Raw genomic sequence first — 24,624 nt, 5'->3', positions numbered from 1 at the left:
TCGCAAACGCCCGTGTCAGGGACGCCGTGCGACAGCAAAATGAAACAATGCAGATCAACGCATAAACTGACTTGGTGAGGGAAAGTGGGGTCGCCCTCTTAGAAGTTCTGGAAGAGCTGCCGCATGGTGTCGTAAGTGGCGTTGGCGATGTTCAGCGATTGCAGGCCGAGCTGCTGCTGCGTCTGCAGCGCCCGCAGCCTGCTCGACTCCTCCTCCATGTCGGCATCGACAAGCCGGCCGATGCCGGCGGTGATGTTGTCGTGCAGTTTCGTGGCGAAGTCGTTCTGAAGGTTGATGCGCTTTTCCAGCGCGCCGAAAGCCGAACCGACCGTCGTCAGCTGCGTCAGCGCGGCATCGACGACGCTGATCATCTGGCCGATCTGGCCCTGCGTCGTGCTTGATGTCACCGAGATCACCACCTGCCCGGTGGTCGTGCCGTTCTTGCTCGTCATCAGCACGTAATTTTGCGCAGCACCGAGTTCGGTGGCGAAATAGGCCGATGTCAGCACCCCATATTCGCCGGAACCGGTGGCGCGGTCATCGATCAGGTAGCGCGCGTCCTTGGAGGTCGTCGCCCCGACGGGCGTATTGTCGATATGGTAGCTCAGCATGCCGATCGAGATCGTGCCGTCGGCGTTGCGGATGAACGAGGCCGGGATCTGGCGCGGCTGCGTCGGCGTCGCATCGTTGGTGAGGACCACCCAGTTGTCGCTGTTGAAGGTCGCCGATTCCGAAACGCTGCGCAGTTGCTCCTGCAGCTGTTTGATCTCTTCGTTGATCTTGTTCTTGTCGATGCCGTCTTCGGTTGCGGCAACCAGCTTTGCCTTGATTTCGGAGACGACGTCGATGACGCTCTGAACGCCGGTATAGGCCGTTCCCATCGTCGCCGCGGCCATGCCAAGCGCATCCTGGATCGCCGAAACCGCTTTATTGTCGGTCCGCGCGGTGGTGGCGATCGACCAGTAGACGGCGTTGTCGCTGGCTTTTTCGACACGCATACCCGTCGTGATGTGGTTTTGCGTGACCGTCATATTCCGATTGATATCACGCAGCACATAAAGCGCCGCGTCCACGGAGACGCGCTGATAAATACTCACGGGACTAAACTCCAAAACACAACAGACGCAAACTGAACTAAAAATGAACCGTGCCGCACGGACAGTCATGTTCGGGGTCGCTGAAACTCCAGCGCATCGCAGCCTTCAAGAAACGAAGAAGACCAGTCGGTTACTGGCCACAATCATTGCCGTTTATGCTTAACAAACGACTAAACTTCAGAAGTAATTTAGCTTATTTTGCAAGGTTTCATACACCATAAGAAACGCAGCCGGACGAGGTTGGCCGACGGCGTTTCGTAATCGGATAAAACCTTATTCGGCGGCCTGCAGCTGCTCGTCATCGGGTGCGGCGCGCGGCCGAGTGGCGACCGACATCTCCTCGTGCAGGCGCGCTTCCTCGTGGGCGTGCGGCTTGGCGAAGCGGGCAAGCAGCAGATAGGCAACCGGCGTGATGAACAGCGTCACCAGCGTCGCGAAGCCGAGGCCGCCGACGATCACCCAGCCGAGCGCAACGCGTGCTTCGGCACCGGCGCCATGGGCAAAGACCAGCGGCACGCCGCCGAGGATGGTGGCGATCATCGTCATCATCACGGGGCGAAGGCGCAGCGCGCAGGCCTTCTCGATCGAGGACCGCACATCCTCGCCCCGGTCGCGCAGCTGATTGGCGAATTCGACGATCAGGATACCGTTCTTCGCCATGACGCCGACGAGCAGCACCAGGCCGATCTGGCTGTAGATATTGAGGGTGGAGCCGGTGATAACAAGTGCGAAGACGGCGCAGGCAAGACCAAGCGGCACCGTCGACATGATGATCAGCGAGGACAGCACGCTTTCGAACTGCGCGGCCAGCACCAGGAAGATGATGACGATGGCGAAGCCGAAGGTCAGCGCCATGCCGCTCGAATTCTCTTCGAGCGTCGCCGCCTCGGCGAGCGGCAACAGGCGAGAGCCTGGCGGCAGCAGCGGCTCGGCGAGCGCAGTCACTTGGCTTACGGCATCGCCGAGCGACATGCCGTTCCTGAGGCCGGCGGTGATCGCGACGGAGGCGAGCTGCTGCTCGCGGTTGAGCTGCGGCGCGACCGAACCTTCCTTCATCGTGGCGATGACCGACATCGGTACGATCTTGCCGTCGCCGGTCTTCAGGAACACGTTCTCAAGATCGGTCGGATCGTCGATCGGCCGCGTCGTCGAGGTCAGAAGCACGGGATAGGATTCGCCGTCGACGAAGACGTCGACCACCGATCGCCCTTCGAGCAGTGATTGGATTGCCGTCGACAGCCCGGTTATGTCGATGCCGAGATCCGAGGCGCGCTCGCGATCTATCGCCACCGATACCTGCGCCTGGCTGGGCTCGTTGGTCAGGCGCGGCGTATCATACTGGCCGGTGGCCTCGAGCGACTGAACCAGCTTGGCGGCCGCCGCCGTCAGCGCCTCGTGATCATTGCCGATCAGCGCCATCTGCAGACCACTGCCGGCGCCGCGGATGCGAAGGCTGTTCGAGGAAATAGCATTGCCGCGCAGGGCCGGCACCCTAGAGGCTGCCTGGTTGATATCGCCGACGATCTCCGTCTGCGTCCTGTCACGCTCTCCCCAGGGGGCGAGCGTCAGCACCATGAAGCCGCTGTTCAGCGAACCGCCCTGCCCGGAGATCGAAAAGATATTGCGGATGTCGCCGCTGTCGACCAACGGCTGCAGATATTCTTCGACGAGTTGCATCTTGTCGCGGGTATATTCGAGGCTCGATCCCTGCGGCGTCGTCAACCGCATCATCACCAGCGACCGGTCCTCTTCGGGCGTCAGCTCGCTCTTCACCGTCGAGAAAGCGATGAGTGCCGCACCGGCAAAGATCACCGAGAACAGGATGACGACGAAGGGCGCGTTGAGACAGCCGTGCAGCGCCCATTTGTAGAGATCGGCGAGCGCCCCGCCGAAGCGGCCGAGCATGCCGTGATCTTCGAGCATCGGCTTGGTCAGCATGCGCGAGGCGAGCATCGGACACAGCGTCAGCGCCACGATCGACGACAGCCCGACCGAGAAGGCGAGCACGAAGCCGAATTCGCGGAAGAGGCCACCGACCTGTCCCGGCAAGAATGAGAGCGGAATGAACACCGCCGCCAGCGTCGCCGTCGTGGCGACGACGGCGAAGAACACCTCGCGCGTTCCGAGCACGGCGGCAGCGCGCGGCCCCATGCCTTCGGAGCGCCGGCGTACGATATTTTCGAGCACCACGATCGCATCGTCGACGACGAGGCCGGTCGCCAGTACGATTGCGAGCAGCGTCAGGATGTTGATCGAGAAGCCGACCATGTAGATCGCCGCCAGCGTGCCGATCAGCGCCACCGGCATGCTGACCGCCGGGATCAGTGTCGCCCGCCAGTCGCGCAGGAAGAGGTAGATGACGGCGGTGACGATGACGGCGGCGAGCACCAGCGCCAGCACCACCTCGTGGATCGCACCCTGGATGAAGACGGCGTCGTCGCTGGTGATGGCGATCGTCGTGCCCTCGGGCAGCGTCTTCGACAGCTGGTCGACGGCGGCCTTGATGCCGGTCGAGATGTTCAGCGTATTCGATTGCGCCTGGCGGATGATGCCGAGGCCGATGCCCGGCTTGCCGTTGGAGCGCAGCGCCGTTTCGCCGTCGCGTGGTCCAAGCATCACCGTCGCGACGTCACCGAGCCGGACGCGGTCCTGCAGGATGACGTTGGAAAAATCCGCCGGGGTCTGCAGGTTGGCGGTGGCGCGCACCACGATATCCTGCGTATTGCTCTTCAGCGAGCCGGCCGGCACGTCGAGTGCGGCATTGTCGAGTGCCTTCGTCAGGTCGCCGATGGTCAGCCCGCGGCTGGCAAGAGCCCCCTGGTCGACATCGACGCGGAAGACCTTCTCCTGGTCGCCATATTCCTCGACGTCGGCAACCCCGTCGACGGAGGCGAGGCGATCGATCACCTCGTTTTCGACGAGCTGGGTCAGATCGTCCATGTTGAGATTGGTGGAGGTGACGGCAAGGCGCATGATCGCCGAGGAATCCGAATCCGCCTTGACGATCTGCGGCGCATCCGCTTCGTCGGGCAGGTTCTGGGTAATGCGGCCGATCGCGTCGCGCACGTCGTTGGCGGCGACCGAGAGATCGATCGCATCCGAGAATTCCAGCGTCACCCGGCTCTGACCGAAGGACGAGGTCGACGAAATCGATCTCAGGCCGCTGACGCGCGCGACCGCCCCCTCGATCACCTTGGTCAGTTCCTGGTCGATCGTCTGCGGCGATGCGCCGTCGAAGGTGGTGCGCACGGTGACGACGGGACGGTCGACATCGGGCAGTTCGCGCACCTCGACGCCGACATAGGCGGCAAGGCCGGCAACGACCATCAGCGTGTTGAACACCAGCGCCAGGATCGGTCGACGAACGAAAAGTGCAGTGAAGCTCTGCTTGCCCGACGCCCGGTCCTGATGAATTTCGGTCACGTTCATTGGGTGGCGACCTCCGCAGTCGCGGCGACATCGGCGCTCACGCGCACCGCCCCACCCTCACGCACGCGTTGCAGTCCCTGTGTGACGATCACGTCGCCATCCTCGAGATCGGCTTTGACGAGCACGAAATCCGGGTTGCGCTGCACGATGCTGACCCGCACCTTATGCGACTTGTCGTCGTTGACCTGCCAGACGAAGGAGCCCTGCGAATCCCACTGCACGGAGACCGGGTCGACAGCCGGATATTTGTCGCCAGGAAATTTCATGCTGACACTGAAGGACATGCCGGCACGCAGCTCGTCCGAACTGTTGTCGATCCGGGCGCGTAGGCGCAGCGTGCGGCTTGCCGCGTCGATGCGGTTGTCGACGGCTTCGACCAAGCCCGAAAACACCTGCCCCGGCCTTGCCACAGACATCGCCTCGACCGGCTGGCCGACCGACACCGTATTGGCGAAGCGCTCCGGCACCCAGTAGTCGACAAGGATTTCCGAACGGTCGTCAAGAGTGACGATCGGGATGCTCGTCGTGACGTTGTCGCCGATATTGACCGGCACGATGCCGACGATGCCGTCGATCGGCGCGGTGATGTTGCGCCGGGCGAGATTGAGCTCGGCGGCCTGCAGCTGCAGCCGCGCGCCCTGCTCGGCGATCTCCGAATCGAACACGTCCATGCGCGACACGCTGGACTTGATGTTGTGATAGAGATTCGACTTCTCGACGGCGGCCTTGACCGCCACATCAGCCTGGCCGCGGGCGATCACCTGCTCCTCGCTGTCGAGCTTGGCCAGCACCTGGCCGGCCGTCACCCTATCGCCCGACTTGATGAGAATTTCGCGGATCGTGCCGGATGCCTGCGGCGTGACCGCAACCGAACGGATCGCGTCACCCGTGCCGATGGCGTTCAGCCGGTCGTTGACGATCCCTTGGACGACGGCCTGCGTCGCGACGAGAATGGTGTTGTTGCGCCCGCCGCCATTGCGGCGGTTCTGTCCCTGCCCTTGTCCCTCGCCACGCTGCTGCCCTTGCGCCCGGGCGGGAGCGTCGGCATCGGCCGTCTCCCCGGCCTTCGGCGCGATCTTGGAAACGATGCTGTCTGGAATGCCTGCATCGCGCATCGTATCGCCGGCGCCGGGCACGAAGAAAACCCACGCGGCAAAGCCGGCAATAATGACGATGAGCGAAAGTACAAACTGCTTCCAAATGGCCATTCACGTCTCCGGAGGGACTCGAGGTTGGACCAGGGTCGGTCGAAAGAGGCGCTGCGGGATCGAGATTCCCGTCTGATGCGACAATATCGCGCGTTTACAGCTTACCGGCAAGCATAAGCAGCCGGCATTACCGATTTGTAATATCAGCAAAGAATGGAAATAACCCGGCCGCTCACTTTTGCTTGAATGAACACTGGCCCGTGTCTTTAATCCTGCCGATTGTCGAGCAAAATACCGTACAAAATCCCCGAGGATGCGGGTTGGATGTCTATCGACGCATCGACCACCGCACGCCCATGGTAGCCGCAATCCCCAGTATCGGCCACACCGCCCAGAACTGCCCCGTCCAGGTGAAAAGGTTGATGCCGGCAAGGCCAAGCGCCAGGATCGCCAGCAAGGTGATCTTGCGATTGAATCGGGTCTGATCACGGTTCCAGGCGAGCGCCGCGACGACGGCCAGCGCGAGCACCGGAAAACGCGCCCAGAAGACGCCCTGCCACGACAGGAGATTGATACCGATCAGGACGGCGGCGATGACGCCGAGCACGCCATACAGCCTGCGTCCGCCCGGTGCTGGGGTTGTCTCGGCCTTAGCGGCCGCCATAACCGACGCCGGCTGCGGCCGCGCGGGGCCGGATCGTTCCGCAGAAGGCGTCTCGTCTTTGGCATCGCCGATCTTCACCGCGTAGCTCGGCACGCCTTCATCGACATTTTTCACCATCAGCGGTCCGAGAAACTCGAAACCAACCGCCACCTTGTTGCGGACCTGGTCATAGACGGTGTTCGATATCACGATGCCGCCTGCCGCAGCCGACGTCTGCAGCCGCGCCGCAATATTGACGCCGTCGCCATAGATGTCGTCGCCTTCGACGATCACGTCGCCGAGATTGATGCCGATGCGGAAGAGCATGCGCCCGTCGGCCGGGCGGCGGGCGTTGAAACCCGCGAGTTCGTTCTGGGTGTCGACGGCCGCGCGCACCGCCTCGACCACGCTCGGGAAATCGGCGATCAGCCCATCGCCCCAGGTATTGATGACGCGGCCACCATGGCTTTCGATCAGGCGCCCCATCGCTTCCCGGCAGCGTTTGAGCGCAGCGAGCGTCCCTTCCTCATCAGCCCCCATCAGCCGCGTATAATCCTGCACGTCAGCACAGAAGATCGTCGTCAGCTTGCGCCGCGTTTCACTCATGGTCTCTCGTCTCCGCGCTATCCGCCCCGGAAGATCGCTGCAAAGGGTGAAACTGGTCGAGATCAAGTGGGCGATTGCAACGGCGGTAAACTACTAAGGCTTTGTGTTTGTTGCCACCGATAATTGTTCATTATCGCCGTCAGCATAATCTGTGATCACTGAACGATCTTGCGCGGGCTCGCCGCGTGTTCTCTCGCCACCGTGCTGGAACTGTCGATTTCCTGAAGCAACACGTCATAGCCCCAGAGATCGGCGAGATGCTGCAGGACGAGTTTCGTGTCATTTTCCTGAAGATAGCAGCCATTCATGACGATGTGCTGCAGCAACAGGCGGCGGTCGCCAGCGAGGTCGACATCGACGATATCGATTGCCGGATCGGTCCAGCCGATATCATATTCGCGGGAGAGCTGGCGGCGGATGCGCAGGTATCCACGCTCATTATGGATCGCCGAAACCAGTACCCCCTCGGTCTGTTCCGGATCGTCGTAGAGATGGAATAGTCGCAACTGCCGGATCAGGTTCGGGCTCAGAAACTGGCTAATGAAGCTCTCGTCCCGGTAATTGGCCCAGATGTCGCGCAGGACCGCCATCGCATCGCCTCGTCCGGCGATATCGGGAAACCATGCGCGGTCCTCTTCCGTCGGCGTCGTGACGATCCTCTCGATGTCCTGCATCATCGCAAAGCCAAGCGCATAGGGATTGAAGCCCGAGAATCGCCGGTCGTCATAGCTCGGCTGGAACACGACGTTGGCGTGCGACTTCAGGAATTCGAGGAAGTTTCCGTCGCTGATCTGCCCACGCTCGTGAAGCCGGTTCATGATCTGGTAGTGGACGAAGGTGGCGGTTCCCTCGTTCATCACCTTGGTCTGCCGCTGGGGGTGAAAATATTGCGCGACATGGCGGACGATGCGAAGGATCTCGCGCTGCCACGGCTGCAGCCGCGGCGCCGACTTTTCCAGAAAGTATAGGATGTTGTCCTGAGGAAGCCCGAGGGCGGCGCGGCGCTTTTCTAGGCCGATGTCACCCGCCTTCCGCGCCTTGCCGACGGGAACCGTGCGCCACAGGTCGTTGAACATCTGCTCCTCGTGGGCGCGGCGCTCCTGCTGCCGCTTTTCCTCCTGGCGAAGATCGATCGTGGTCTTGCCCGCGTATCGATGCACCCCGTGCGACATCAGCGCATGGGCTGCGTCGAGCGTGCGTTCGACGGCCGTCTCGCCGTAACGTTCCTCACAGCGGGTGATATAACCCTTGGCGAAATCGAGGTAATCGAGGATGCCCTCCGCATCGGTCCAGAGCTTGAAGAGATAGTTGTTCTTGAAGAAGTGGTTGTGGCCGAAGGCCGCATGCGCGGTGACGAGCGTCTGCATCGTCGCCGTGTTTTCCTCCATCAGGTAGGAGATGCAGGGCGAGCTGTTGATGACGATCTCATAAGCGAGGTCGCGCATCCCGCGGCGGTAGAAGGTTTCGTGATGAGCAAAGTGTTTGCCGAAGGACCAATGGCGATAGAAGAGCGGCATGCCGGTCGAGGAATAGGCATCGAGCATCTGCTCCGAGGTGATGACTTCGATCTGATTCGGGTAGACGTCGAGGCCGAGTTCGCCGAGCGCGATCTCCTCGCAGGCGTCGTGGATGCGCTGGAGCGTTGCGAAATCCCAGTCGGCCCCCTCGAACAACAGCCGCTCTCGTGGCCTCATCGTCATGGTCATGGCGTCACCTTCGACTGTGCGTCACGTTTCTGGAAGAGATCGTGGAAAACAGGGAATATTTCGTTTCGCCGGCAGACCTTGCGCATCGAAAGCGGCTGCAGCTCGGAACGGATCCCGTCATAAAGCATCCAAAGCGGCGAGCGGGATACCGAGGAGTCACCGCCTTCTTCGCCGACTTCGATATAGGCGAAATACTGGCACAGCGGCAAAATCTCGCGCAGCAGTTGTCCGCTCAGGTTCCCGTCCGAATGGGCGTTGTCGCCGTCCGATGCCTGGGCGCCATAGATATTCCATTCTGCCGGATCGAAACGCGCCGCGATGATCGCCCGCATTGCCGCCAGCGCACTGGAAACCAGCGTGCCGCCCGTTGCCGGGCCATAGAAGAAGGTTTCCTCGTCGACTTCCTCGGCCTTGTCGGTATGGCGGATGAAGACGATCTCCACTTTCTTGTAGCGCTTCGACAGGAAAAGGTAGAGCAGCAGGTAGAACCGCTTCGCCAGGTCCTTCATGTGTTCCGACATGGAGCCGGAGACGTCCATCAAGCAGAACATCACGGCTTTCGCCACAGGCTTCGGCTCGTTTTCGAAGCGGCGATACCGCACGTCGAGCGGATCGATATAGGGAATGCGCCGGCTTTTTTCCGTCAGGGATTTGAGTTTTGCCTCAAGCGCCAGCCGGCTCTCGTCGTCCTCGCATTCCTCGATCTGCCGCTGCAGGGCTTCGATTTCCTCGCGGCGCGGACGGTGAAGCGCGACACGGCGCATCATCGCGAGCCTGGTCGTGCGACCGACGGCGATGTTGGACGGCGATCCCGACACGGAATAACCGGCACGGAACGGAGTTTCCTCCTCGGTTTCGGCCAGGCGCCGCTTGGCAAGGTCGGGCAGTTCCAGATCGTCCAGGAACACATCGAGGAATTCCTCGCGCGTCAGCACGAAGCGGAAGCCGTCCTCGCCGTCGCCCTCACCCGCATCCTTGGGTTTTCCGCCCCGGCTCCCTGGCGGGCGCGGAAGAATGTCGCCTTCGACGAAGGCCCTGTTTCCCGGCAGGATATGGTCGCGGATGCCGCCGTCGCCCCTTCTCAAGTTCGGCTCGGCCATTCCATCGATCGGCAGGCTGATTTCCCCGCCGTCGAGCACATCGCGAATGTTCCGGTTTTGCAGAGAACGTTTTACCGCCTGCTGCACGGCGCCTTTCATGCGCCGAAGAAACCGTTGCCGATTTTCCAGACTTTTACCGCGCGGATTTAGCCGACGGTCGACAATGTGCATATTGGCTCCACATTAACTTGCCTGTTTGACGCGCATGTACCATTCGACGAGGCGCCGAACCTGCCTCTCCGTGTAACCCCGCGCGGCCATGCGCGAGACGAATTCGCTGTGCTTCTTTTCCGTTTCGGAATCCTTCTTCGACCCGAAGGAAATGACCGGCAAAAGATCTTCGACCTGCGAGAACATTCGCTTTTCGATGACTTCCCGGATTTTCTCGTAGCTCGTCCATGACGGATTCTTTCCGCCGTTGGCTGCCCGCGATCTCAAGCAGAACTTGACGATTTCGTTGCGGAAATCCTTCGGATTGGCGATTCCTGCCGGCTTTTCGATTTTCGTCAGTTCCTGGTTGAGGAGCTCGCGATCGAGAAGCTGGCCGGTATCGGGATCCTTGAAGTCCACGTCTTCGATCCAGGCATCGGCATAATCCACGTAGCGGTCGAACAGATTCTGTCCGTAATCCGCATAGGATTCAAGATAGGCCTTTTGGATTTCATTTCCAATGAACTCTGCGTAACGCGGCGCAAGATCGGCCTTGATGAATTCCAGATATCGCTTCTCGACATCGTCGGAAAACTGCTCGCGGCGGATCGACTGCTCCAGTACATACATCAGATGAACCGGATCGGCACCGATATCCGTGGTGTCGTGATTGAAAGTGGAGGCGAGCACCTTGAAGGCGAAGCGGGTCGATATGCCGTCCATGCCCTCGTCGATGCCGGCGGCATCCCGATATTCCTGGACACTACGGGCGCGCGGATCCGTCTCCTTCAGGCTTTCGCCGTCATAGGTGCGCATCTTCGAGAAGTACGTCGAATTCTCATGCTTGCGCAGACGTGAAAGCACGGAGAAGCGGGCCAGCATTTCGAGCGTTGCCGGGGCGCATGGCGCATCGGTGAGTTCCGATCCCTCGATCAGCTTCTCGTAGATCTTCTGCTCTTCCGTCACGCGCAGGCAATAGGGCACCTTGATCACGCAAATACGGTCGATGAACGCTTCGTTGTTCTTGTTGGCCTTGAAGGTCTGCCATTCCGCCTCGTTCGAATGCGCAAGGACGATGCCGGAGAAGGGGATGGCGCCGATATTCTCGGAGCCGATATAGTTCCCTTCCTGCGTCGCCGTCAGCAGCGGATGCAGCATCTTGATCGGCGCCTTGAACATCTCGACGAATTCGAGCACGCCCTGATTGGCGCGGTTGAGGCCGCCCGAATAGCTGTAGGCATCGGGATCGTTCTGGGAATAGGTCTCCAGCTTGCGGATATCGACCTTGCCGACCAGCGACGAGATATCCTGATTGTTCTCGTCTCCAGGCTCGGTCTTGGCGATGGCGATCTGGCGCAACCGCGAAGGCTGTACTCTGACGACGCGGAAGCGGGAAATATCGCCCCCGAAATCGTCGAGCCGCTTCAGGCACCACGGGCTCATCAGTCCGCTCAGGCGCCGCAGCGGAATGCCGTATTGCTCCTGCAGGAGCGATCCCATCGTGTCCGGGTCGAACAGGTTGAGCGGACTTTCGAAAACGGGGCTGATCTCGTCACCCGCCTTCAGCACGTAGATCGGATGAAGCTCCATCAGCAGCTTCAACCGCTCGGCCAGAGATGACTTGCCGCCGCCGACCGGGCCGAGCAGATAGAGGATCTGCTTGCGCTCCTCGAGCCCCTGCGCTGCATGCCGGAAGAAGGAAACGATGCGTTCGATTGTCTCTTCCATGCCGTGGAAGCCGACAAAGGCCGGATAGATCCGGATGGTCCGGTTCATGAAGATCCGGCCGAGGCGCGTGTCCCTGGCAGTATCGACCATCTGCGGCTCGCCTATCGCGGCGAGCAGCCGCTCGGTCGCATTGGCATAGGCAAGCGGTTCCTTTTTGCAAAGATCGAGATACTCCGAGATCGACATATCGGTCTCGCGACGCGCATCATAGCTGCGGGTGAACGCATCGAATACGGATTCGCTCAGCATGGGCCCTCCATCAAGGTTAATGCCACAGGCTCTAGGTCGTCATACCAAAGGAGATGGCCACGACATTCCTAAGAATCAATAGTTTCGCAGGTATATTCCACGCTCACCGGCTGTTTCTGGCAATGCACAAAAACGTGCGTGCACCGGTTATTTTTTTACTCTACGAAACTGTTTCTTATTGTAGTTGAGAAAAGGGCTATTGCGATATCAGCACATTTCGCGACGTGACAGAAAGATGAAAAGGGTGTGCAATGTCGCCCGTGATTCGAGCTCTGGAGAAATCGACGATTTGGCTGTGAAACTGCCCAAAGTCGATGCGGCGTGTGCCGATCCGCTCCAGACATGCTGGAAAACGGCGCATCCCAGCCATGCGCCCCGCATCGTGATCATGCGGCTACCCGGCGCGACTCAGCCGTTGAATGCCTTCTCCAGCGCGGCGACATCGATCTTGACCATGCCGAGCATCACTTCGGTCACGCGCTTGGCCCGCTCGCGGTCGCTGTCGGCGATCATCTCGGACAGCACGCGCGGCACGATCTGCCAGGAAAGGCCCCAGCGGTCCTTTAGCCAGCCGCAGGCCTCCGGCGTGCCGCCATTGCCGAGGAAGGCCTCCCATATCCGATCGATCTCGGCCTGGCTTTCCACGAGAATCGCGATCGAAAAGGAATGGTTGAAACTATCGAGCGGGCCGGCCTTCATGGCCAGGAAGGCCTGGTCGGCGAGCGTGAACTCGATCAGCTCGACGCTGCCGGGAGGCCCGCTCGGCGTTTCCGCCGGCAATATGGTAGTGCGGCCGATGCTGGAGTCCGGGATAACAGACACGTAGAATTCGACGGCTTCGCGCGCTTCCTCGGCGAACCAGAGATTTGAAACGACCTTCGGCATGAAACGGCCTCCTTGTTGACGGGTGTTGATCCGGACTGCTGTCCGATGACCCAAGGACGCCCCGCCGGCGCCGGTTCCGACACGCCGCGATCGAAATTTTAGCTCCGCCCGCCCGCATGGCGACCACAGCCGGGCTAGGCGGCGGCATTGCCGCCCGCAACATACCGCTTGGGATAGCGCCGGCTCGGGAATGAAAGCAGAACATCTTTTCTGGTCTTTCCTTCCCGAATCACTACATTACGCGCCATGAGCAATAGTTTCGACGATATGCCCTTCTTCGACGAAGAGCCGGGCGAGATGGCGCGCAAGCCGCAGCCGCCTGCCGCAACCGCCGAAAGGGCGCCCGCCGCCAGTGGCGGCATCGCCGCCCGCGCCATGGCGGCTCGCGATGGCGGCAAGCGACCGGATTATCTCGCCGGGCTGAACCCCGAGCAGACCGAAGCCGTCGAAACACTGGAAGGCCCCGTCCTCGTGCTCGCCGGCGCCGGCACCGGCAAGACGCGCGTGCTGACGACCCGCATTGCCCATATCCTCAATACCGGCCGCGCCTTCCCCTCGCAGATCCTCGCCGTCACCTTCACCAACAAGGCTGCCCGCGAGATGAAGGAGCGCATCGCGTTGCTCGTCGGCGGCGCCGTCGAAGGCATGCCCTGGCTTGGCACCTTCCATTCGATCGGCGTCAAACTTCTGCGCCGTCACGGCGAGCTTGTCGGCCTGCGCTCCGATTTCACCATTCTCGATACCGACGATGTCATCCGCCTGATCAAGCAGATCATCCAGGCCGAAGGCCTCGACGACAAGCGCTGGCCGGCCAAGCAGTTCGCCGGCATGATCGACACCTGGAAGAACAAGGGTCTCGGCCCTGCCGATATCCCCGAGGGCGACGCCCGCGCGTTTGCCAATGGCCGCGGCCGCGATCTTTATTTCGCCTATCAGGCGCGCCTGACGACGCTGAACGCCTGCGATTTCGGCGACCTGCTGATGCATCCGATCGCGATCTTCCGCAAGAACCCGGATCTCTTGAAGGAATATCACGGCCGCTTCCGCTACATCCTCGTCGACGAGTACCAGGATACCAATACCGCCCAGTACATGTGGCTCAGGCTTCTCGCCCAGCGCTCCAAGGGCGAGCCGCAGAACGTCTGCTGCGTCGGCGACGACGATCAGTCGATCTATGGCTGGCGCGGCGCAGAGGTCGACAATATCCTGCGCTTCGAAAAGGATTTCCCCGGCGCCAAGGTCATCAAGCTCGAGCGCAACTACCGCTCGACCGAACATATCCTCGGGGCCGCCGCCCATCTGATTGCCCATAATGAGGGCCGCCTCGGCAAGACGCTGTTCACCGACCGCTCCGATCCAGACGACGTCAAGGTGCAGGTCCACGCTTCCTGGGATTCGGAGGAGGAAGCCCGCGCCATCGGCGAGGAGATTGAGCAACTCCAGCGCGGCAAGCATCTCTTGAACGACATGGCGATCCTCGTGCGCGCCTCCTTCCAGATGCGCGAATTCGAAGACCGCTTCGTCACCCTCGGCCTCAACTACCGCGTCATCGGCGGCCCGCGCTTCTACGAGCGCCTCGAGATCCGCGATGCCATGGCCTATTTCCGCCTGGTCGCTCAAGCCTCCGACGACCTCGCTTTCGAACGCATCGTCAACACCCCGAAGCGCGGCCTCGGCGATACGACGGTGCGTGCGCTGCACGACTATGCCCGTGCCCGCGATATCCCGATGCTTGCGGCAGCCGCCGACATCATCGAGACCGACGAGCTGAAGCCGAAGGCGCGAAAGGCGCTCTTCGACGTGATTCAATCTTTCCGCCGATGGCAGGAACTACTTGAAAACACACCTCATACCGAACTTGCCGAGCAGATCCTCGAAGAGTCCGGCTATACCGACATGTGGAAGAACGACAAAAGCGCCGAAGCGCCGGGTCGGCTCGAAAACCTCAAGGAACTGATCCGCTCGATGGAAAGCTTCGAGTCGATGCGCGGCTTCCTCGAACACGTCTCCCTGGTCATGGATGCCGAGACCAACGAGAACCTCGATGCCGTCTCGATCATGACGCTGCACTCTGCCAAGGGCCTGGAATTCGACACCGTCTTCCTGCCCGGCTGGGAGGAAGGCCTCTTCCCGCACCAGCGCTCGCTGGATGAGAGCGGCCGCGCCGGCCTGGAGGAGGAACGCCGCCTCGCCTATGTCGGCATCACCCGCGCCAAGCACCGCTGCCACATCTGGTTCGTCTCCAACCGTCGCATCCATGGCCTCTGGCAATCGACCCTGCCCTCGCGTTTCCTCGACGAACTGCCCGAAACCCATGTCGAGGTCGCCGAAATGGAGCAGAGCTACGGCGGGTACGGCCGCGGCGGCTACGGCCAGTCCCGCTTCGACAAGGCCGAACCCTTCGCCAACTCCTATTCCACTCCCGGCTGGAAACGAGCCCAGGCCAACAAGACCGACGCCACACGCGACAATTGGGGCACCCGCTCCGGCCACGCCGTCGAACGCATCGGCTATGGCGAAAGCGGCCCGAAGGGGCGCACGATCGAAGGCGAGCTGGTGGCGAAATCGACCTCGTCGGAGCCATCGAAATTCACGCTCGGCGATCGCGTGTTCCACCTGAAATTCGGCAACGGCAACATCACCGGCATCGAAGGCAACAAGCTGACGATCGAGTTCGACCGGGCGGGACAGAAACGGGTGCTGGACGGGTTCGTCGAGCGCGTCTGACCGCGTCAGCACGACGCGAAAAGGCTTACCCGAGCATCCGCATCCTTCCGAGCCCGAGAATATCGTTGATCAGGGCGACGCCAATGCCCGCAGCGACGATTCCCAATCCGATCAGAAAGAGCCGGCGAGACCGGTCATATTTGGCGGCAAACAGGGAGTCCCGCGCCAGCAAATCGGCAAAGACCTTCACCTGGACGGCAATGCCCACGGTCAGGAACAGCATCGGCAGAATATCGATGCGGCTCCAGTCATTGGGATTGGAGACCCAGACACTGATGAAATTAAGCGAGAAACCGAGGATGATCCCGGCCGCCGTCAGCGACCCGTTGCGAAACGTCGCATCGATCTTTTCGTCGGGATCCGGCTCTGACATGGCTTCGCTTCCGGCTTGCTTCTGAGTAAGAAAGGCAGAAATCATGACCCGGAGCAAGATCGGCCTGACGTCGCCTCTCGCAGAAAGCAGACGAAATGTCGCAGCCGCGCAAACGCGGGCACTCCGCCCAGAGCTCCTCCGCGCGCTGCGTTACGGCAATTTCGGGCCAACACCGGCATGGATTTAATCGCGCCCAGACAAACCGACCGCCCACAAAAGCCAATAAATCCAATGAAAAAACTTTGGTAACCGAAAGGTTAACGTGCGTTGCCTCACGTCGTCAATCGCACTTCTGCCCTGTCAAAACGTCGCTTTGACGCCTTTCGCAAATCAGCTTAGCCCAGAGGCTGCCCGCCCATGAAAGGCAGGCTTCACGACGAACTTTTCGAAGGAGGTTCAAGTGACCAGTGTTTCATCTCTCGGCAGCACCTTAACTCAATATCAGTCTCCGCTTTCCAGTCTGGACAAGAATGGCGACGGCGTCATATCGGCGGACGAGTTGGCCGCCGCCTCGCAGTCCTCTACATCGGCCACGACGTCGACCGAGAGCGACGACAGCAGCACCGACATCGTCAAGAAGATCACCGCCGACATCCTGTCGCTGATGCTGTCCATGCAGAAGACAGACAGCAGTGACGATCAGGGCGACGGCGGCGATCAGAGCGACGACGCTTCCAAGGGTGTCTTCGCCGCGATGGATACCAATGGCGACGGCAAGTTGACCGAGTCTGAATTTCTTGCCGCCGATCCGAACAGCATCAAGACTTCAGGCGACAGCGATCCGCTCCTCACCAAGGTGCTGAGCGACATGCAGACGGCCCTTCAGGCCTACCGCAATACCTACGGCGCTTCCGCCGTAGCAGGTGATTCCGCGGCCGAAGACGTGGCGGCGGTCTAGCTGGCCGAGATCCGGGCTCTGCCGGGGGAGCCTCGATCCATCGATGCCGCACAAAAGTATCCTACGTAGGCAGATCGATTTGCCGGCACTTGCCACCGTCGTGGGCCGTGTCTGGGATCCGGAAATCATGCACGCGCCTTCCCCCTCCGTTCCATTTCAACACGAGAACCGCCGCCGGCTATCGCAATGATTGCATTAGAGCATTCTGTTTCGAAGACTTACTACCGCTAGTGCCAGAATTAACACTTGCGCGTCCGCGCCTGGAAATCCACTAGTTGATCCATTCAGTGTGCTTGGCGTCTTACACTGCAATAGAGCGAAGGGATTGGCCTTGATGAAAGCGCTGCTGCTCGTCGATATTCAGAACGGCTTCTGTCCGGGCGGCAATCTGCCGGTGCCTGATGGCGACAAGGTGGTTCCCGTCGCAAACAGACTGATCGACAGCGGCAAATACGATCTGATCGTCGCCTCGCAGGACTGGCATCCGCCAGGCCACGGCAGCTTCGCCTCCGCCCATCCCGGTGCCGTCCCCTTCGAGTTGGGGGAACTGTCGGGCAAGCCGCAGATGATGTGGCCCGACCACTGCATTCAGGGTACGCTCGATGCCGAACTGCATCCCGAGCTCAAATCCGAAGAGATCGACCTGATCCAGCAGAAGGGCGAGAATCCTGATATCGACAGCTATTCGGCCTTCCGCGACAATGACCGCGACGCCTCGACCGGCCTTTCCGATTTCCTCGAGGACCAGGGCGTCACCGACCTCGACGTCTGCGGGCTGGCGACCGACTATTGCGTCAAGTTCTCCGCGCTCGACGCGCTGGAGATGATGCCTGACGTTCGCGTGCGCTTCGTCGAGGATGCAAGCCGCGGCATCACGCCCGAAGGCGTCACCGCCGCCATCGAGGAGATGCGGACGCATGGCATCGCGATCATCGACAGCGCCAGAGTCCTGGCCGACTGATTGAGATCAGCGATAAAAGACAATGTGGCGAATGTCGGATCGGCACACGTCCATCCGTCCTTGGCTCTGAACACACCAATCATGGGAGTTGAGAGATGAGAAAGCTTGTTACCGCAGCCTTCGTGAGCTTGGATGGCGTCATGCAGGCGCCCGGCGCGCCGCAGGAGGATCCGACCGGCGGCTTCACCCTTGGCGGCTGGACCGTCAATTACTGGGACGAACCGATGGGCGGTTTCATGGACGGGATTTTTACCGACCCCTTCGCGCTGCTGCTCGGCCGCAAGACCTACGAGATCTTCGCTGCGCACTGGCCCTTCGTCGGCAAAGACGATCCCATCGGAAAAGCCTTCAATGCCGCGACCAAATATGTCGCAACCACCTCGAACGAGCCGCTCACCTGGGAAAATTCCTTTGCGCTGCGCGGCGATGTCGCCGCCGAAATCGCCCGCTTGAAGCAGCAGGATGGTCCCGACCTCCTGACGCAGGGCAGCAGTGGCTTGCTGCAAACGCTGCTGGCGCACGACCTGATCGATGAACTCCGGCTCCTGACCTTCCCGCTCATCCTTGGCCCCGGGAAGCGCTTGTTCGGCAAGGGCGCCATCCCGGAAGCGCTGAAGCTCACGGCCAACTCGGTATCGACGACCGGCGTCATCATGAGCGTCTACGAGCGCGCCGGCGAGGTCGAAACCGGCAGCTTCGGAATGCCCGAGCCTTCGCAAGCCGAGATCGCACGCCGGGAGCGGATGAAGCGCGAGGGCTGAATGCCTCTGCGTTCTGCGATTGCGGGCCGCGACGCCGCCGCGTCCCGTTTATGGACTGCAGCGCCGCGCTCAGACGCGCAAGGGACGCTATAGAACTTTGAATTACTGCACAATTTTTATCCTCAAATCGATTCTGATTTAAGGAACAGTATCCTTGTTCTTGTCGTCTCGCTCCAACAGATAGATGTCCTCGGCCAGGTCCTCCATCTTCCTCAGAAGCGCCGCATGCGCATCGCGAAGGCCCTGATTGTAATAATGGGCTCCGATCTCGTCCGCGAAGAAATCGAGCAGGAATTCCGCCGGCAGCACGCCGATCGCCTGGTCGAGCTCGGCCTCGAAATAGCGGCGAATGCTGGCAACGATCGTCGCCTTCGCCTCCTTCGAAAATTCGATCTTCTTCATCATTGCCTCTTTACCGAATGCGATCGGGACTTTGATGGTTCAGCAAAATCGATTGGTCAATCAAGGAAATTCAATTGCTGTTGCAAGCCATAGACCATAAGGGAAAACCTGAATTCCAAAAGGAAAGATCGCATGAATCGCGCCGACTTTGTTGAAGGTTTGCGGGGTGGCTCCGCCGTTGCGCTGGCATCCGCGCCCTTTGGCGCTCTCTTCGGAGCGCTTGCGGTCGAAAACGGCTTGTCGCTCTCCGAAACCGCCTTCATGAGCGCCACCGTCTATGCCGGCGCCAGCCAGATGGTCGGCATCGAACTCTTCGGTCACAATGTCCACGCCTGGCTGATCGTGCTGTCGATCCTCGCCGTCAATTTCCGCCACGTGCTCTATTCGGCGGCGCTGGCACGCTACATCGGCCATTTCACGCCGGTGCAGAAATTCTTCACCTTTTTCCTACTCGTCGATCCGCAATTCGCCGAAGCGGTAAAGCGCGGCGAGTCCGGCCGGCAACTCACCTTCGCCTGGTACTTCGGCTTCGCCATCATCATCTACATTCCCTGGGTGCTGATCAGCATCGCCGGCGGCATGCTCGGCGGCTTCATTGGCGATCCCAAGGCCATCGGCCTCGACATTCTGCTGCCGGCCTATTTCCTCGGCATCGTCCTTGGCTTCCGCAAGCGAGACAATTTCCTGCCCGTGGCGCTCGTCAGCGCGGTGGCGTCCGTACTCGCCTACCGCTATGTCGGCTCGCCCTGGCATGTCAGCCTCGGTGCTGCCGTCGGCATCCTGCTCGCCGCCGTGCTGCCTTTGCCGCCGCAAGAGGCTGATCTCGAAGCCGACGCCCTTCAATCCGAAGTGCACGAGGTCTGAGCCATGGAATTCGATCTTCACATGGCGCTCGTCATCCTCGCCGCAGCAGCCGCCACCTTCGCCACCCGCATCGGCGGCTATATCCTCATCACCCGAATGAAAAGCATTCCCCCGCGCATGGAAGCGGCGCTGAACGCCGTGCCGGCGGCCGTGCTGACGACGCTGGTCGCCCCCGCCTTCTTCATCGGTGGCTGGGAATCGAAGCTGGCGCTGATCGTCGCTCTCTTCATCGGCCTGCGCTTCAGCCATACATGGATGCTGGTCGCCGCCTGGATCGTCGTGATGACCTGGCGCCACTCGATCGGCGCCTGAGCACCGGCCCGAAAGCCGGCACAGAAATTCAAGGCATTACAGCGTCGCCGACGCTGTAATGCCGTTTCTCAATATTCCAGCGGCAGCGTCGCGTTTTCGAGCCACGCCCTGACATCGTGATCGTGGATAAGCGGCATCAGCGCCTCACATGTGCGGCGATGATAGTCGTTGAACCAGTGCAGCTCGTCATGGGTCAGAAGCTCGGGAATGACGAGGCTGCGGTCAATCGGGCAGAAAGTCAGCGTCTCGAATCCAAGCATCGGCGCATCGCCGCCCTCGATCTCCTCGGCACCCCGCACATAGATCAGGTTCTCGATGCGGATGCCGAAGCTGCCGGGCCGGTAATAGCCAGGCTCGTTCGAAAGGATCATGCCGGGCAGCAGTTCCTGCGTCGACAGCCTGGAGATGCGCTGCGGCCCCTCATGCACCGAGAGATAGGAGCCGACGCCGTGGCCTGTGCCATGGGCGAAATCGGCGCCGGCCCGCCACAGCGCGATGCGCGCCAGCGGATCGAGGTCGCAGCCGCGCGTGCCCTTCGGGAAACGCGCCGTGCTGATATCTATCATCCCCTTCAACACCAGCGTGAAGAAGCGCCGATGCTCTTCCGAAACAGTGCCGATGCCGACGGTGCGGGTGATGTCGGTCGTGCCGTTGATATATTGCGCGCCCGAATCGATCAGGAAGAGTTCGCCGGCCTCGATCATCCGGTTGGTCTCGGTCGTCACGCGGTAATGCATGATCGCCGCATGTTCGCCGGCGCCCGAAATCGTGTCGAAGGAAATGTCCTTCAGCGGGTTCTGCATGCTCTGGCCGACGCGGGCGCGCGCCGCTTCGAGATACTCGGCAGCAGCGATCTCGCTCACCGTGCCGGGCTTCGTCTGCGACAGCCAATAGAGGAATTCTACCATCGCCGCCCCGTCCTGCAGGTGCGCGGCGGCCGAGCCGTTGATCTCGACATCGTTCTTCACTGCGCGCGGCAATTTGGCGGGATCGGCGCCCTCCACCACTTCGCCGCCGGCCTTGCCGATGATCTCTGCCAACGCATAGGCGGCGATGTCAGGGTCGATCAGCACGCGGCCGCCATCTCTCGAAACGGCGGCAAGCCTCTCCTCCAACGCCGAGGGCGGCAGCTGCGTGCAGATCTGCCCGAGATAGGCCTCCGGCTCGATGCCGGTCTTGCGCTTGTCGAGAAAGATTTCGGCCCGGCCGTCGGCATGGATGACGGCGCGCGCCAGCGGATGCGGCGTGTGCTGCACATCGGCGCCACGGATATTGAAGGTCCAGGCGACCGAAGAGGGATCGGCGATCAGCACCGCCGCAAGGTTCTTCTTCGAAAGATCGGCGGCGATCGTCGCGATCTTCTCCCTCGCCAGCACGCCAGCCTGCGCGACGTTCTGGATGCTGACCGCGCCAAGCGGCTCGGCCGGCCGGTCAGCCCAAAGCCTGTCGAGCGGATTGTGCGGCAGGAAGACCAGCGTGCCGCCGATCTCCGACAGCGCCCTTTCCAGACGGCGCACCTCGGCCCCAGCATGCAGCCAGGGGTCGATGCCGAGCCGCAGACCCTTGGCTCCGTTTGCGGCAAGCCAGACATGCGGCGGCTCGTTGACGAGATCGCCACCCGAAAAGACCGAACCGTCGACCTGTTCGGCAAGTTGCGTCACATAGCGCCCGTCGACGAAGACGATCGCCTGCGTGCGCAGGATCAGCGCAATGCCGGCCGAGCCGGTAAAGCCCGTCAGCCACGCGAGGCGCTCGGAACCTGCAGGAACATATTCGCCGTTGAATTCATCGGCGCGCGGCACGAGAAAGGCGTCGATGCCGAGCGAATCGAAACCGGCCCGCAGCGCCGATACACGATCCCTGCCGAATTGCGGCGTGGAGGTAACCTCGAAAGACTGGAACATGCTGGAAACCCGAATGATTGAGACGAATCCGGTTAATGGGATACCGGCCATGTTAGCGAAATTTCAACCGATGGGGAGAAAAAGCGACCAAACGAGTCGAAACCTCTGGGGCCGCTCAACATTTTGACAGAACTGTGACGCCAAAAGTTAATTTGGCACGCTTTATGCATTGGCCGCATGGCTCCCATGAGCAAAACCCTCTGCCTCCGCATTTCAGAATAGCTATATAGGCTGCATCGAACGGTTCGCGATGAACCTGTAAACAAAGGAATTCTTGAAATGACCGCCTCTCTCTCGCGCTTCGCATATAGCAGCCCGGTGCAGGCTGGCGAACGCCAGACCGTGCGTCACGTGATCGGCGCCCGCCGCCCGCAGAACGAGGACAGCCTCAAGCTGCTCGGCGCCGGCCAGCGGGCCACGCGCCACAAGGGCGCCCTCAGCTACGCGTTCTAAGCCTGAAAGCCAGTCCGTCTCCTCCCTCCCGGACCGGCCTATTGGAATGCAGTAGAGCCCGCTTGAGCGCTCCTCCCCTTGAGCTCGCGGGCATTGACCGGATAGACCGGTCCAAGGCGGTGCCATCGGCACCGCCTTTTTTCTTGTCTTCAACAAGGCTCACGGAGCGGCTCCCTTGCGATAAGGCGGTGCGGCACCCGCCACCGCCCTCATCCCTGCGCTTGTCACAGGGATCCAGCGCGCCCAAGTCCTTGGGCGCGGGAAACTCTCTTCAAGCTCGTATGGAGTCATTCACCGCGCAGACGCGCGGTGGCGGGATCCCTGTGACGGGCACAGGGATGAGGGTGGGGAGGAGACGCAGGCGTGCGTTGCAGGACAAGTCACCTGCTCACAGCCTTGAAAAATCAGGGCCGATCGAGATGAATAGTCACCCAGCCGTTGCGCCAGATGGTTCTGACATGGCGAAGCCTCGCGCCACTATAGGCGGCAATCACCTTCCAGCGTTGCCCGGCAAGGATGCCGGAGAGAATAACCGATCCGCCAGGCGCAAGGTGTGTCGCAAGCTTCGGCGCCATGCGGATCAGCGGCCGCGCGAGAATGTTGGCGATGATGAGATCGAAGGGACCATGCTCTGAAAAGGCCGTCGAATGAAAGCCCGGCGCCGTCCTGGTGACGATGCCCGAGACGATGCCGTTGCGGCGCACATTCTCCGCCGCCACCTTCGTCGCGATCGGATCGATGTCGGTCGCCAGCACCGGTATGTTCCTGAGCTTGCGCACCGCAATCGCCAGTACGCCGCTGCCGGTGCCGAGATCGAGCGCGTTGCGGACCGGGCGCGAGCGCACCACGCTATCGATCACCTCGAGGCAGCCCGCCGTCGTGCCGTGATGGCCGGTGCCGAAGGCCTGGCCAGCATCGATCTCGATGGCAATATCGCCGGGGCGGATCTTGTCGCGGTCATGCGAGCCATGCACCAGGAAACGCCCTGCCCTGACGGGCTTCAGCCCCTCCAGCGATTTCACCACCCAGTCGATCTCGGGGATGACTTCCCGCTCTAGCCGGGCCTCGGGGAAAGAGGCCTTCAATGCGTCCGCGACGCGGGATTGCACTTCAGCCTCGTCCTCGGCCATCATATAGATAGAGGCTTCCCAGATATCCTTCTTCTCATCGATCTCGGTGGTGCCGATGGCAAAGTCTTCTTCACCGAAGACCACGCTCAGAAGGTCGAGGATCTCTTCGGCCTTGGTTTCGGTCGTCGTCACGTAAAGGCGGATTTCACTCACGATAGGCGGTCTTTCCCGTTTCCATTGCCCGCCATCGGTCGAGCCAACGCCCCATCACGCTGAAACCATCACCCCTTGTTGACGAGATTCTCCAGCTTCTTTACCGCCGTGTCCGGGTTTTCGCCATAGGCGATCGTTCCGGAAAACCGCCCGGCCGAATCGAGCAGGAAGACCGACGCGGTGTGGTCCATCGTATAGTCGCCGTTCGGATCCTTCTCGTCGACCGGCACTTTCTTGGCGTAGACGCGGAACCCCTTGACGACCTCGGCGATCTTGGCAGGCGCGCCTGAAATGCCGGTGATGCGCTTGGAAACATTGGAGACGTATTCGTTCATGATCTCAGGCGTGTCGCGCTCCGGATCGACGGTGACAAAATAGGCCTGCAGCTTATCGCCTTTCGGATCGACCTTCTCCATCCAGCCGTTCAGCTCGAAAAGCGTCGTCGGGCAGACTTCCGGGCAATGGGTGAAGCCGAAGAACAGCGCCGTCGGCTTGCCGCGCAGCGCCTCCTCGGTGATCGGCTGTCCGTTCTGGGAGACCAGGGTGAAGGGCACGCCGAAAGGCGCTTCCGCCACGACATTCTTCGACTTCGTCAGGTAGAGCGTGTACGCGCCAAGAAACCCGGCAAGTATCAGGACACCGACCCAGACGGCGATGCGGAATGTCTTCATTGGCATGATCCTCGATTCAGGCGGATGTGCCGCCCGCCCCTGCTGGCGTGATTATAGCCTCGACCGGAGGCGCGCAATTCAAGAATATGTTTTCGAACCCGTGTTGAATTGTCTCACCGGTAGAAACTGCCACGGCAACGAAATCCGCCCTCAGGAATCTGCACCGATCAAAAATGCATGTGTTTGAATAGCTTACCTTTAGAGCGACTGCCAATCCGAAAATACATATCGTTAGGAAAGACTTAAGCCGTCACATCTATATTTAACGGCGGTT

At 61.0% G+C, this 24,624-nt stretch carries 20 protein-coding genes; 7 read left to right on the top strand and 13 right to left on the bottom strand.

Features of this window, described 5'->3' with window-relative positions; translation table 11 throughout:
- Nucleotides 1-98 precede the first annotated feature (98 nt).
- The 8 genes from HX899_RS12470 to HX899_RS12435 form a co-directional block, all read right to left on the bottom strand.
- A complete protein-coding gene (locus HX899_RS12470) occupies nucleotides 99-1,097 on the bottom strand; it encodes a flagellin (protein WP_027664293.1) in 999 nt (332 codons plus the stop codon).
- Between the two features lie 273 nt (nucleotides 1,098-1,370).
- On the bottom strand, nucleotides 1,371-4,526 hold the full coding sequence (locus tag HX899_RS12465) for an efflux RND transporter permease subunit (RefSeq protein ID WP_181292575.1): 3,156 nt from the start codon (nucleotides 4,524-4,526) through the stop codon (nucleotides 1,371-1,373).
- Complete coding sequence (locus HX899_RS12460) at nucleotides 4,523-5,734, bottom strand: efflux RND transporter periplasmic adaptor subunit (protein ID WP_181292574.1); 1,212 nt, start codon at nucleotides 5,732-5,734, stop codon at nucleotides 4,523-4,525. The genes HX899_RS12465 and HX899_RS12460 overlap by 4 nt, the downstream gene beginning before the upstream one ends.
- Nucleotides 5,735-6,002: 268 nt before the next feature.
- A complete protein-coding gene (locus tag HX899_RS12455) occupies nucleotides 6,003-6,923 on the bottom strand; it encodes an adenylate/guanylate cyclase domain-containing protein (protein ID WP_138330541.1) in 921 nt (306 codons plus the stop codon).
- A 155-nt stretch (nucleotides 6,924-7,078) separates the two neighbouring features.
- Complete coding sequence (locus HX899_RS12450; RefSeq protein ID WP_138330540.1) at nucleotides 7,079-8,629, bottom strand: SpoVR family protein; 1,551 nt, start codon at nucleotides 8,627-8,629, stop codon at nucleotides 7,079-7,081.
- Nucleotides 8,626-9,900 (bottom strand): YeaH/YhbH family protein, encoded by a 1,275-nt coding sequence (locus HX899_RS12445; RefSeq protein WP_003541349.1) that lies wholly within the window; start codon nucleotides 9,898-9,900, stop codon nucleotides 8,626-8,628. The genes HX899_RS12450 and HX899_RS12445 overlap by 4 nt, the downstream gene beginning before the upstream one ends.
- Nucleotides 9,901-9,912: 12 nt before the next feature.
- Entirely contained in the window at nucleotides 9,913-11,856 is a 1,944-nt protein-coding gene (locus HX899_RS12440; protein WP_138330539.1) for a PrkA family serine protein kinase, read from the bottom strand.
- Nucleotides 11,857-12,264: 408 nt separating this feature from the next.
- Complete coding sequence (locus HX899_RS12435; protein ID WP_138387088.1) at nucleotides 12,265-12,741, bottom strand: VOC family protein; 477 nt, start codon at nucleotides 12,739-12,741, stop codon at nucleotides 12,265-12,267.
- A 246-nt stretch (nucleotides 12,742-12,987) separates the two neighbouring features.
- Here HX899_RS12435 and HX899_RS12430 point away from each other — a divergent pair, with 246 nt between their 5' ends.
- Nucleotides 12,988-15,468, top strand: a complete 2,481-nt coding sequence (locus tag HX899_RS12430; RefSeq protein ID WP_138387087.1) for an ATP-dependent helicase — start codon at nucleotides 12,988-12,990, stop codon at nucleotides 15,466-15,468.
- A gap of 25 nt (nucleotides 15,469-15,493) precedes the next feature.
- Here HX899_RS12430 and HX899_RS12425 read toward each other — a convergent pair whose 3' ends face one another.
- Nucleotides 15,494-15,841 (bottom strand): hypothetical protein, encoded by a 348-nt coding sequence (locus tag HX899_RS12425; protein WP_138330536.1) that lies wholly within the window; start codon nucleotides 15,839-15,841, stop codon nucleotides 15,494-15,496.
- A gap of 400 nt (nucleotides 15,842-16,241) precedes the next feature.
- Here HX899_RS12425 and HX899_RS12420 point away from each other — a divergent pair, with 400 nt between their 5' ends.
- The 3 genes from HX899_RS12420 to HX899_RS12410 all read left to right on the top strand — a co-directional run bounded on the left by HX899_RS12420 (nucleotide 16,242) and on the right by HX899_RS12410 (nucleotide 18,461).
- Nucleotides 16,242-16,739, top strand: coding sequence for an EF-hand domain-containing protein (locus tag HX899_RS12420; protein WP_138330535.1), 498 nt, complete (start codon nucleotides 16,242-16,244; stop codon nucleotides 16,737-16,739).
- A 334-nt stretch (nucleotides 16,740-17,073) separates the two neighbouring features.
- Nucleotides 17,074-17,700, top strand: coding sequence for a bifunctional nicotinamidase/pyrazinamidase (pncA, locus tag HX899_RS12415; protein ID WP_181292573.1), 627 nt, complete (start codon nucleotides 17,074-17,076; stop codon nucleotides 17,698-17,700).
- A gap of 95 nt (nucleotides 17,701-17,795) precedes the next feature.
- Nucleotides 17,796-18,461 (top strand): dihydrofolate reductase family protein, encoded by a 666-nt coding sequence (locus HX899_RS12410; RefSeq protein ID WP_181292572.1) that lies wholly within the window; start codon nucleotides 17,796-17,798, stop codon nucleotides 18,459-18,461.
- 138 nt (nucleotides 18,462-18,599) lie between these two features.
- On the opposite strand, the gene HX899_RS12405 is transcribed toward HX899_RS12410, so the two are convergent.
- A complete protein-coding gene (locus HX899_RS12405; RefSeq protein WP_138330532.1) occupies nucleotides 18,600-18,863 on the bottom strand; it encodes a DUF2164 domain-containing protein in 264 nt (87 codons plus the stop codon).
- Nucleotides 18,864-18,995: 132 nt separating this feature from the next.
- On the opposite strand from HX899_RS12405, the gene HX899_RS12400 reads away from it, so the two are divergent.
- Complete coding sequence (locus HX899_RS12400; RefSeq protein ID WP_180193748.1) at nucleotides 18,996-19,727, top strand: AzlC family ABC transporter permease; 732 nt, start codon at nucleotides 18,996-18,998, stop codon at nucleotides 19,725-19,727.
- Nucleotides 19,728-19,730: 3 nt separating this feature from the next.
- The gene (locus HX899_RS12395; protein ID WP_017961278.1) at nucleotides 19,731-20,039 is read left to right on the top strand and encodes an AzlD family protein; all 309 of its coding nucleotides are present in this window, start codon (nucleotides 19,731-19,733) and stop codon (nucleotides 20,037-20,039) included.
- 68 nt (nucleotides 20,040-20,107) lie between these two features.
- Here HX899_RS12395 and HX899_RS12390 read toward each other — a convergent pair whose 3' ends face one another.
- Nucleotides 20,108-21,943, bottom strand: a complete 1,836-nt coding sequence (locus tag HX899_RS12390) for an aminopeptidase P family protein (protein WP_181292571.1) — start codon at nucleotides 21,941-21,943, stop codon at nucleotides 20,108-20,110.
- Nucleotides 21,944-22,222: 279 nt separating this feature from the next.
- On the opposite strand from HX899_RS12390, the gene HX899_RS12385 reads away from it, so the two are divergent.
- A complete protein-coding gene (locus HX899_RS12385) occupies nucleotides 22,223-22,396 on the top strand; it encodes a hypothetical protein (protein ID WP_012758267.1) in 174 nt (57 codons plus the stop codon).
- A 404-nt stretch (nucleotides 22,397-22,800) separates the two neighbouring features.
- On the opposite strand, the gene HX899_RS12380 is transcribed toward HX899_RS12385, so the two are convergent.
- Both HX899_RS12380 and HX899_RS12375 read right to left on the bottom strand, forming a co-directional pair.
- The gene (locus HX899_RS12380) at nucleotides 22,801-23,679 is read right to left on the bottom strand and encodes a 50S ribosomal protein L11 methyltransferase (RefSeq protein WP_181292570.1); all 879 of its coding nucleotides are present in this window, start codon (nucleotides 23,677-23,679) and stop codon (nucleotides 22,801-22,803) included.
- Between the two features lie 68 nt (nucleotides 23,680-23,747).
- Complete coding sequence (locus HX899_RS12375) at nucleotides 23,748-24,350, bottom strand: SCO family protein (RefSeq protein WP_181292569.1); 603 nt, start codon at nucleotides 24,348-24,350, stop codon at nucleotides 23,748-23,750.
- Nucleotides 24,351-24,624 lie beyond the last annotated feature (274 nt).

This window comes from Rhizobium sp. WYCCWR 11146 (assembly GCF_013591995.1).
GTDB classification, from domain to species: Bacteria; Pseudomonadota; Alphaproteobacteria; order Rhizobiales; family Rhizobiaceae; genus Rhizobium; species Rhizobium indicum.
This window is presented reverse-complemented; position numbering and strand designations above follow the sequence as displayed.

Bases quoted from the DNA above. Each gene is read 5' to 3' on its own strand.
- HX899_RS12400 (WP_180193748.1), top strand. From the start codon at position 18,996: ATGAATCGCGCCGACTTTGTTGAAGGTTTGCGGGGTGGCTCCGCCGTT.
- HX899_RS12435 (WP_138387088.1), bottom strand. From the start codon at position 12,741: ATGCCGAAGGTCGTTTCAAATCTCTGGTTCGCCGAGGAAGCGCGCGAA.
- HX899_RS12465 (WP_181292575.1), bottom strand. From the start codon at position 4,526: ATGAACGTGACCGAAATTCATCAGGACCGGGCGTCGGGCAAGCAGAGC.
- HX899_RS12405 (WP_138330532.1), bottom strand. From the start codon at position 18,863: ATGAAGAAGATCGAATTTTCGAAGGAGGCGAAGGCGACGATCGTTGCC.
- HX899_RS12425 (WP_138330536.1), bottom strand. From the start codon at position 15,841: ATGTCAGAGCCGGATCCCGACGAAAAGATCGATGCGACGTTTCGCAAC.
- HX899_RS12450 (WP_138330540.1), bottom strand. From the start codon at position 8,629: ATGACCATGACGATGAGGCCACGAGAGCGGCTGTTGTTCGAGGGGGCC.
- HX899_RS12445 (WP_003541349.1), bottom strand. From the start codon at position 9,900: ATGCACATTGTCGACCGTCGGCTAAATCCGCGCGGTAAAAGTCTGGAA.
- HX899_RS12440 (WP_138330539.1), bottom strand. From the start codon at position 11,856: ATGCTGAGCGAATCCGTATTCGATGCGTTCACCCGCAGCTATGATGCG.
- HX899_RS12395 (WP_017961278.1), top strand. From the start codon at position 19,731: ATGGAATTCGATCTTCACATGGCGCTCGTCATCCTCGCCGCAGCAGCC.
- HX899_RS12455 (WP_138330541.1), bottom strand. From the start codon at position 6,923: ATGAGTGAAACGCGGCGCAAGCTGACGACGATCTTCTGTGCTGACGTG.
- pncA (WP_181292573.1), top strand. From the start codon at position 17,074: ATGAAAGCGCTGCTGCTCGTCGATATTCAGAACGGCTTCTGTCCGGGC.
- HX899_RS12430 (WP_138387087.1), top strand. From the start codon at position 12,988: ATGAGCAATAGTTTCGACGATATGCCCTTCTTCGACGAAGAGCCGGGC.
- HX899_RS12385 (WP_012758267.1), top strand. From the start codon at position 22,223: ATGACCGCCTCTCTCTCGCGCTTCGCATATAGCAGCCCGGTGCAGGCT.
- HX899_RS12460 (WP_181292574.1), bottom strand. From the start codon at position 5,734: ATGGCCATTTGGAAGCAGTTTGTACTTTCGCTCATCGTCATTATTGCC.
- HX899_RS12375 (WP_181292569.1), bottom strand. From the start codon at position 24,350: ATGAAGACATTCCGCATCGCCGTCTGGGTCGGTGTCCTGATACTTGCC.
- HX899_RS12390 (WP_181292571.1), bottom strand. From the start codon at position 21,943: ATGTTCCAGTCTTTCGAGGTTACCTCCACGCCGCAATTCGGCAGGGAT.
- HX899_RS12410 (WP_181292572.1), top strand. From the start codon at position 17,796: ATGAGAAAGCTTGTTACCGCAGCCTTCGTGAGCTTGGATGGCGTCATG.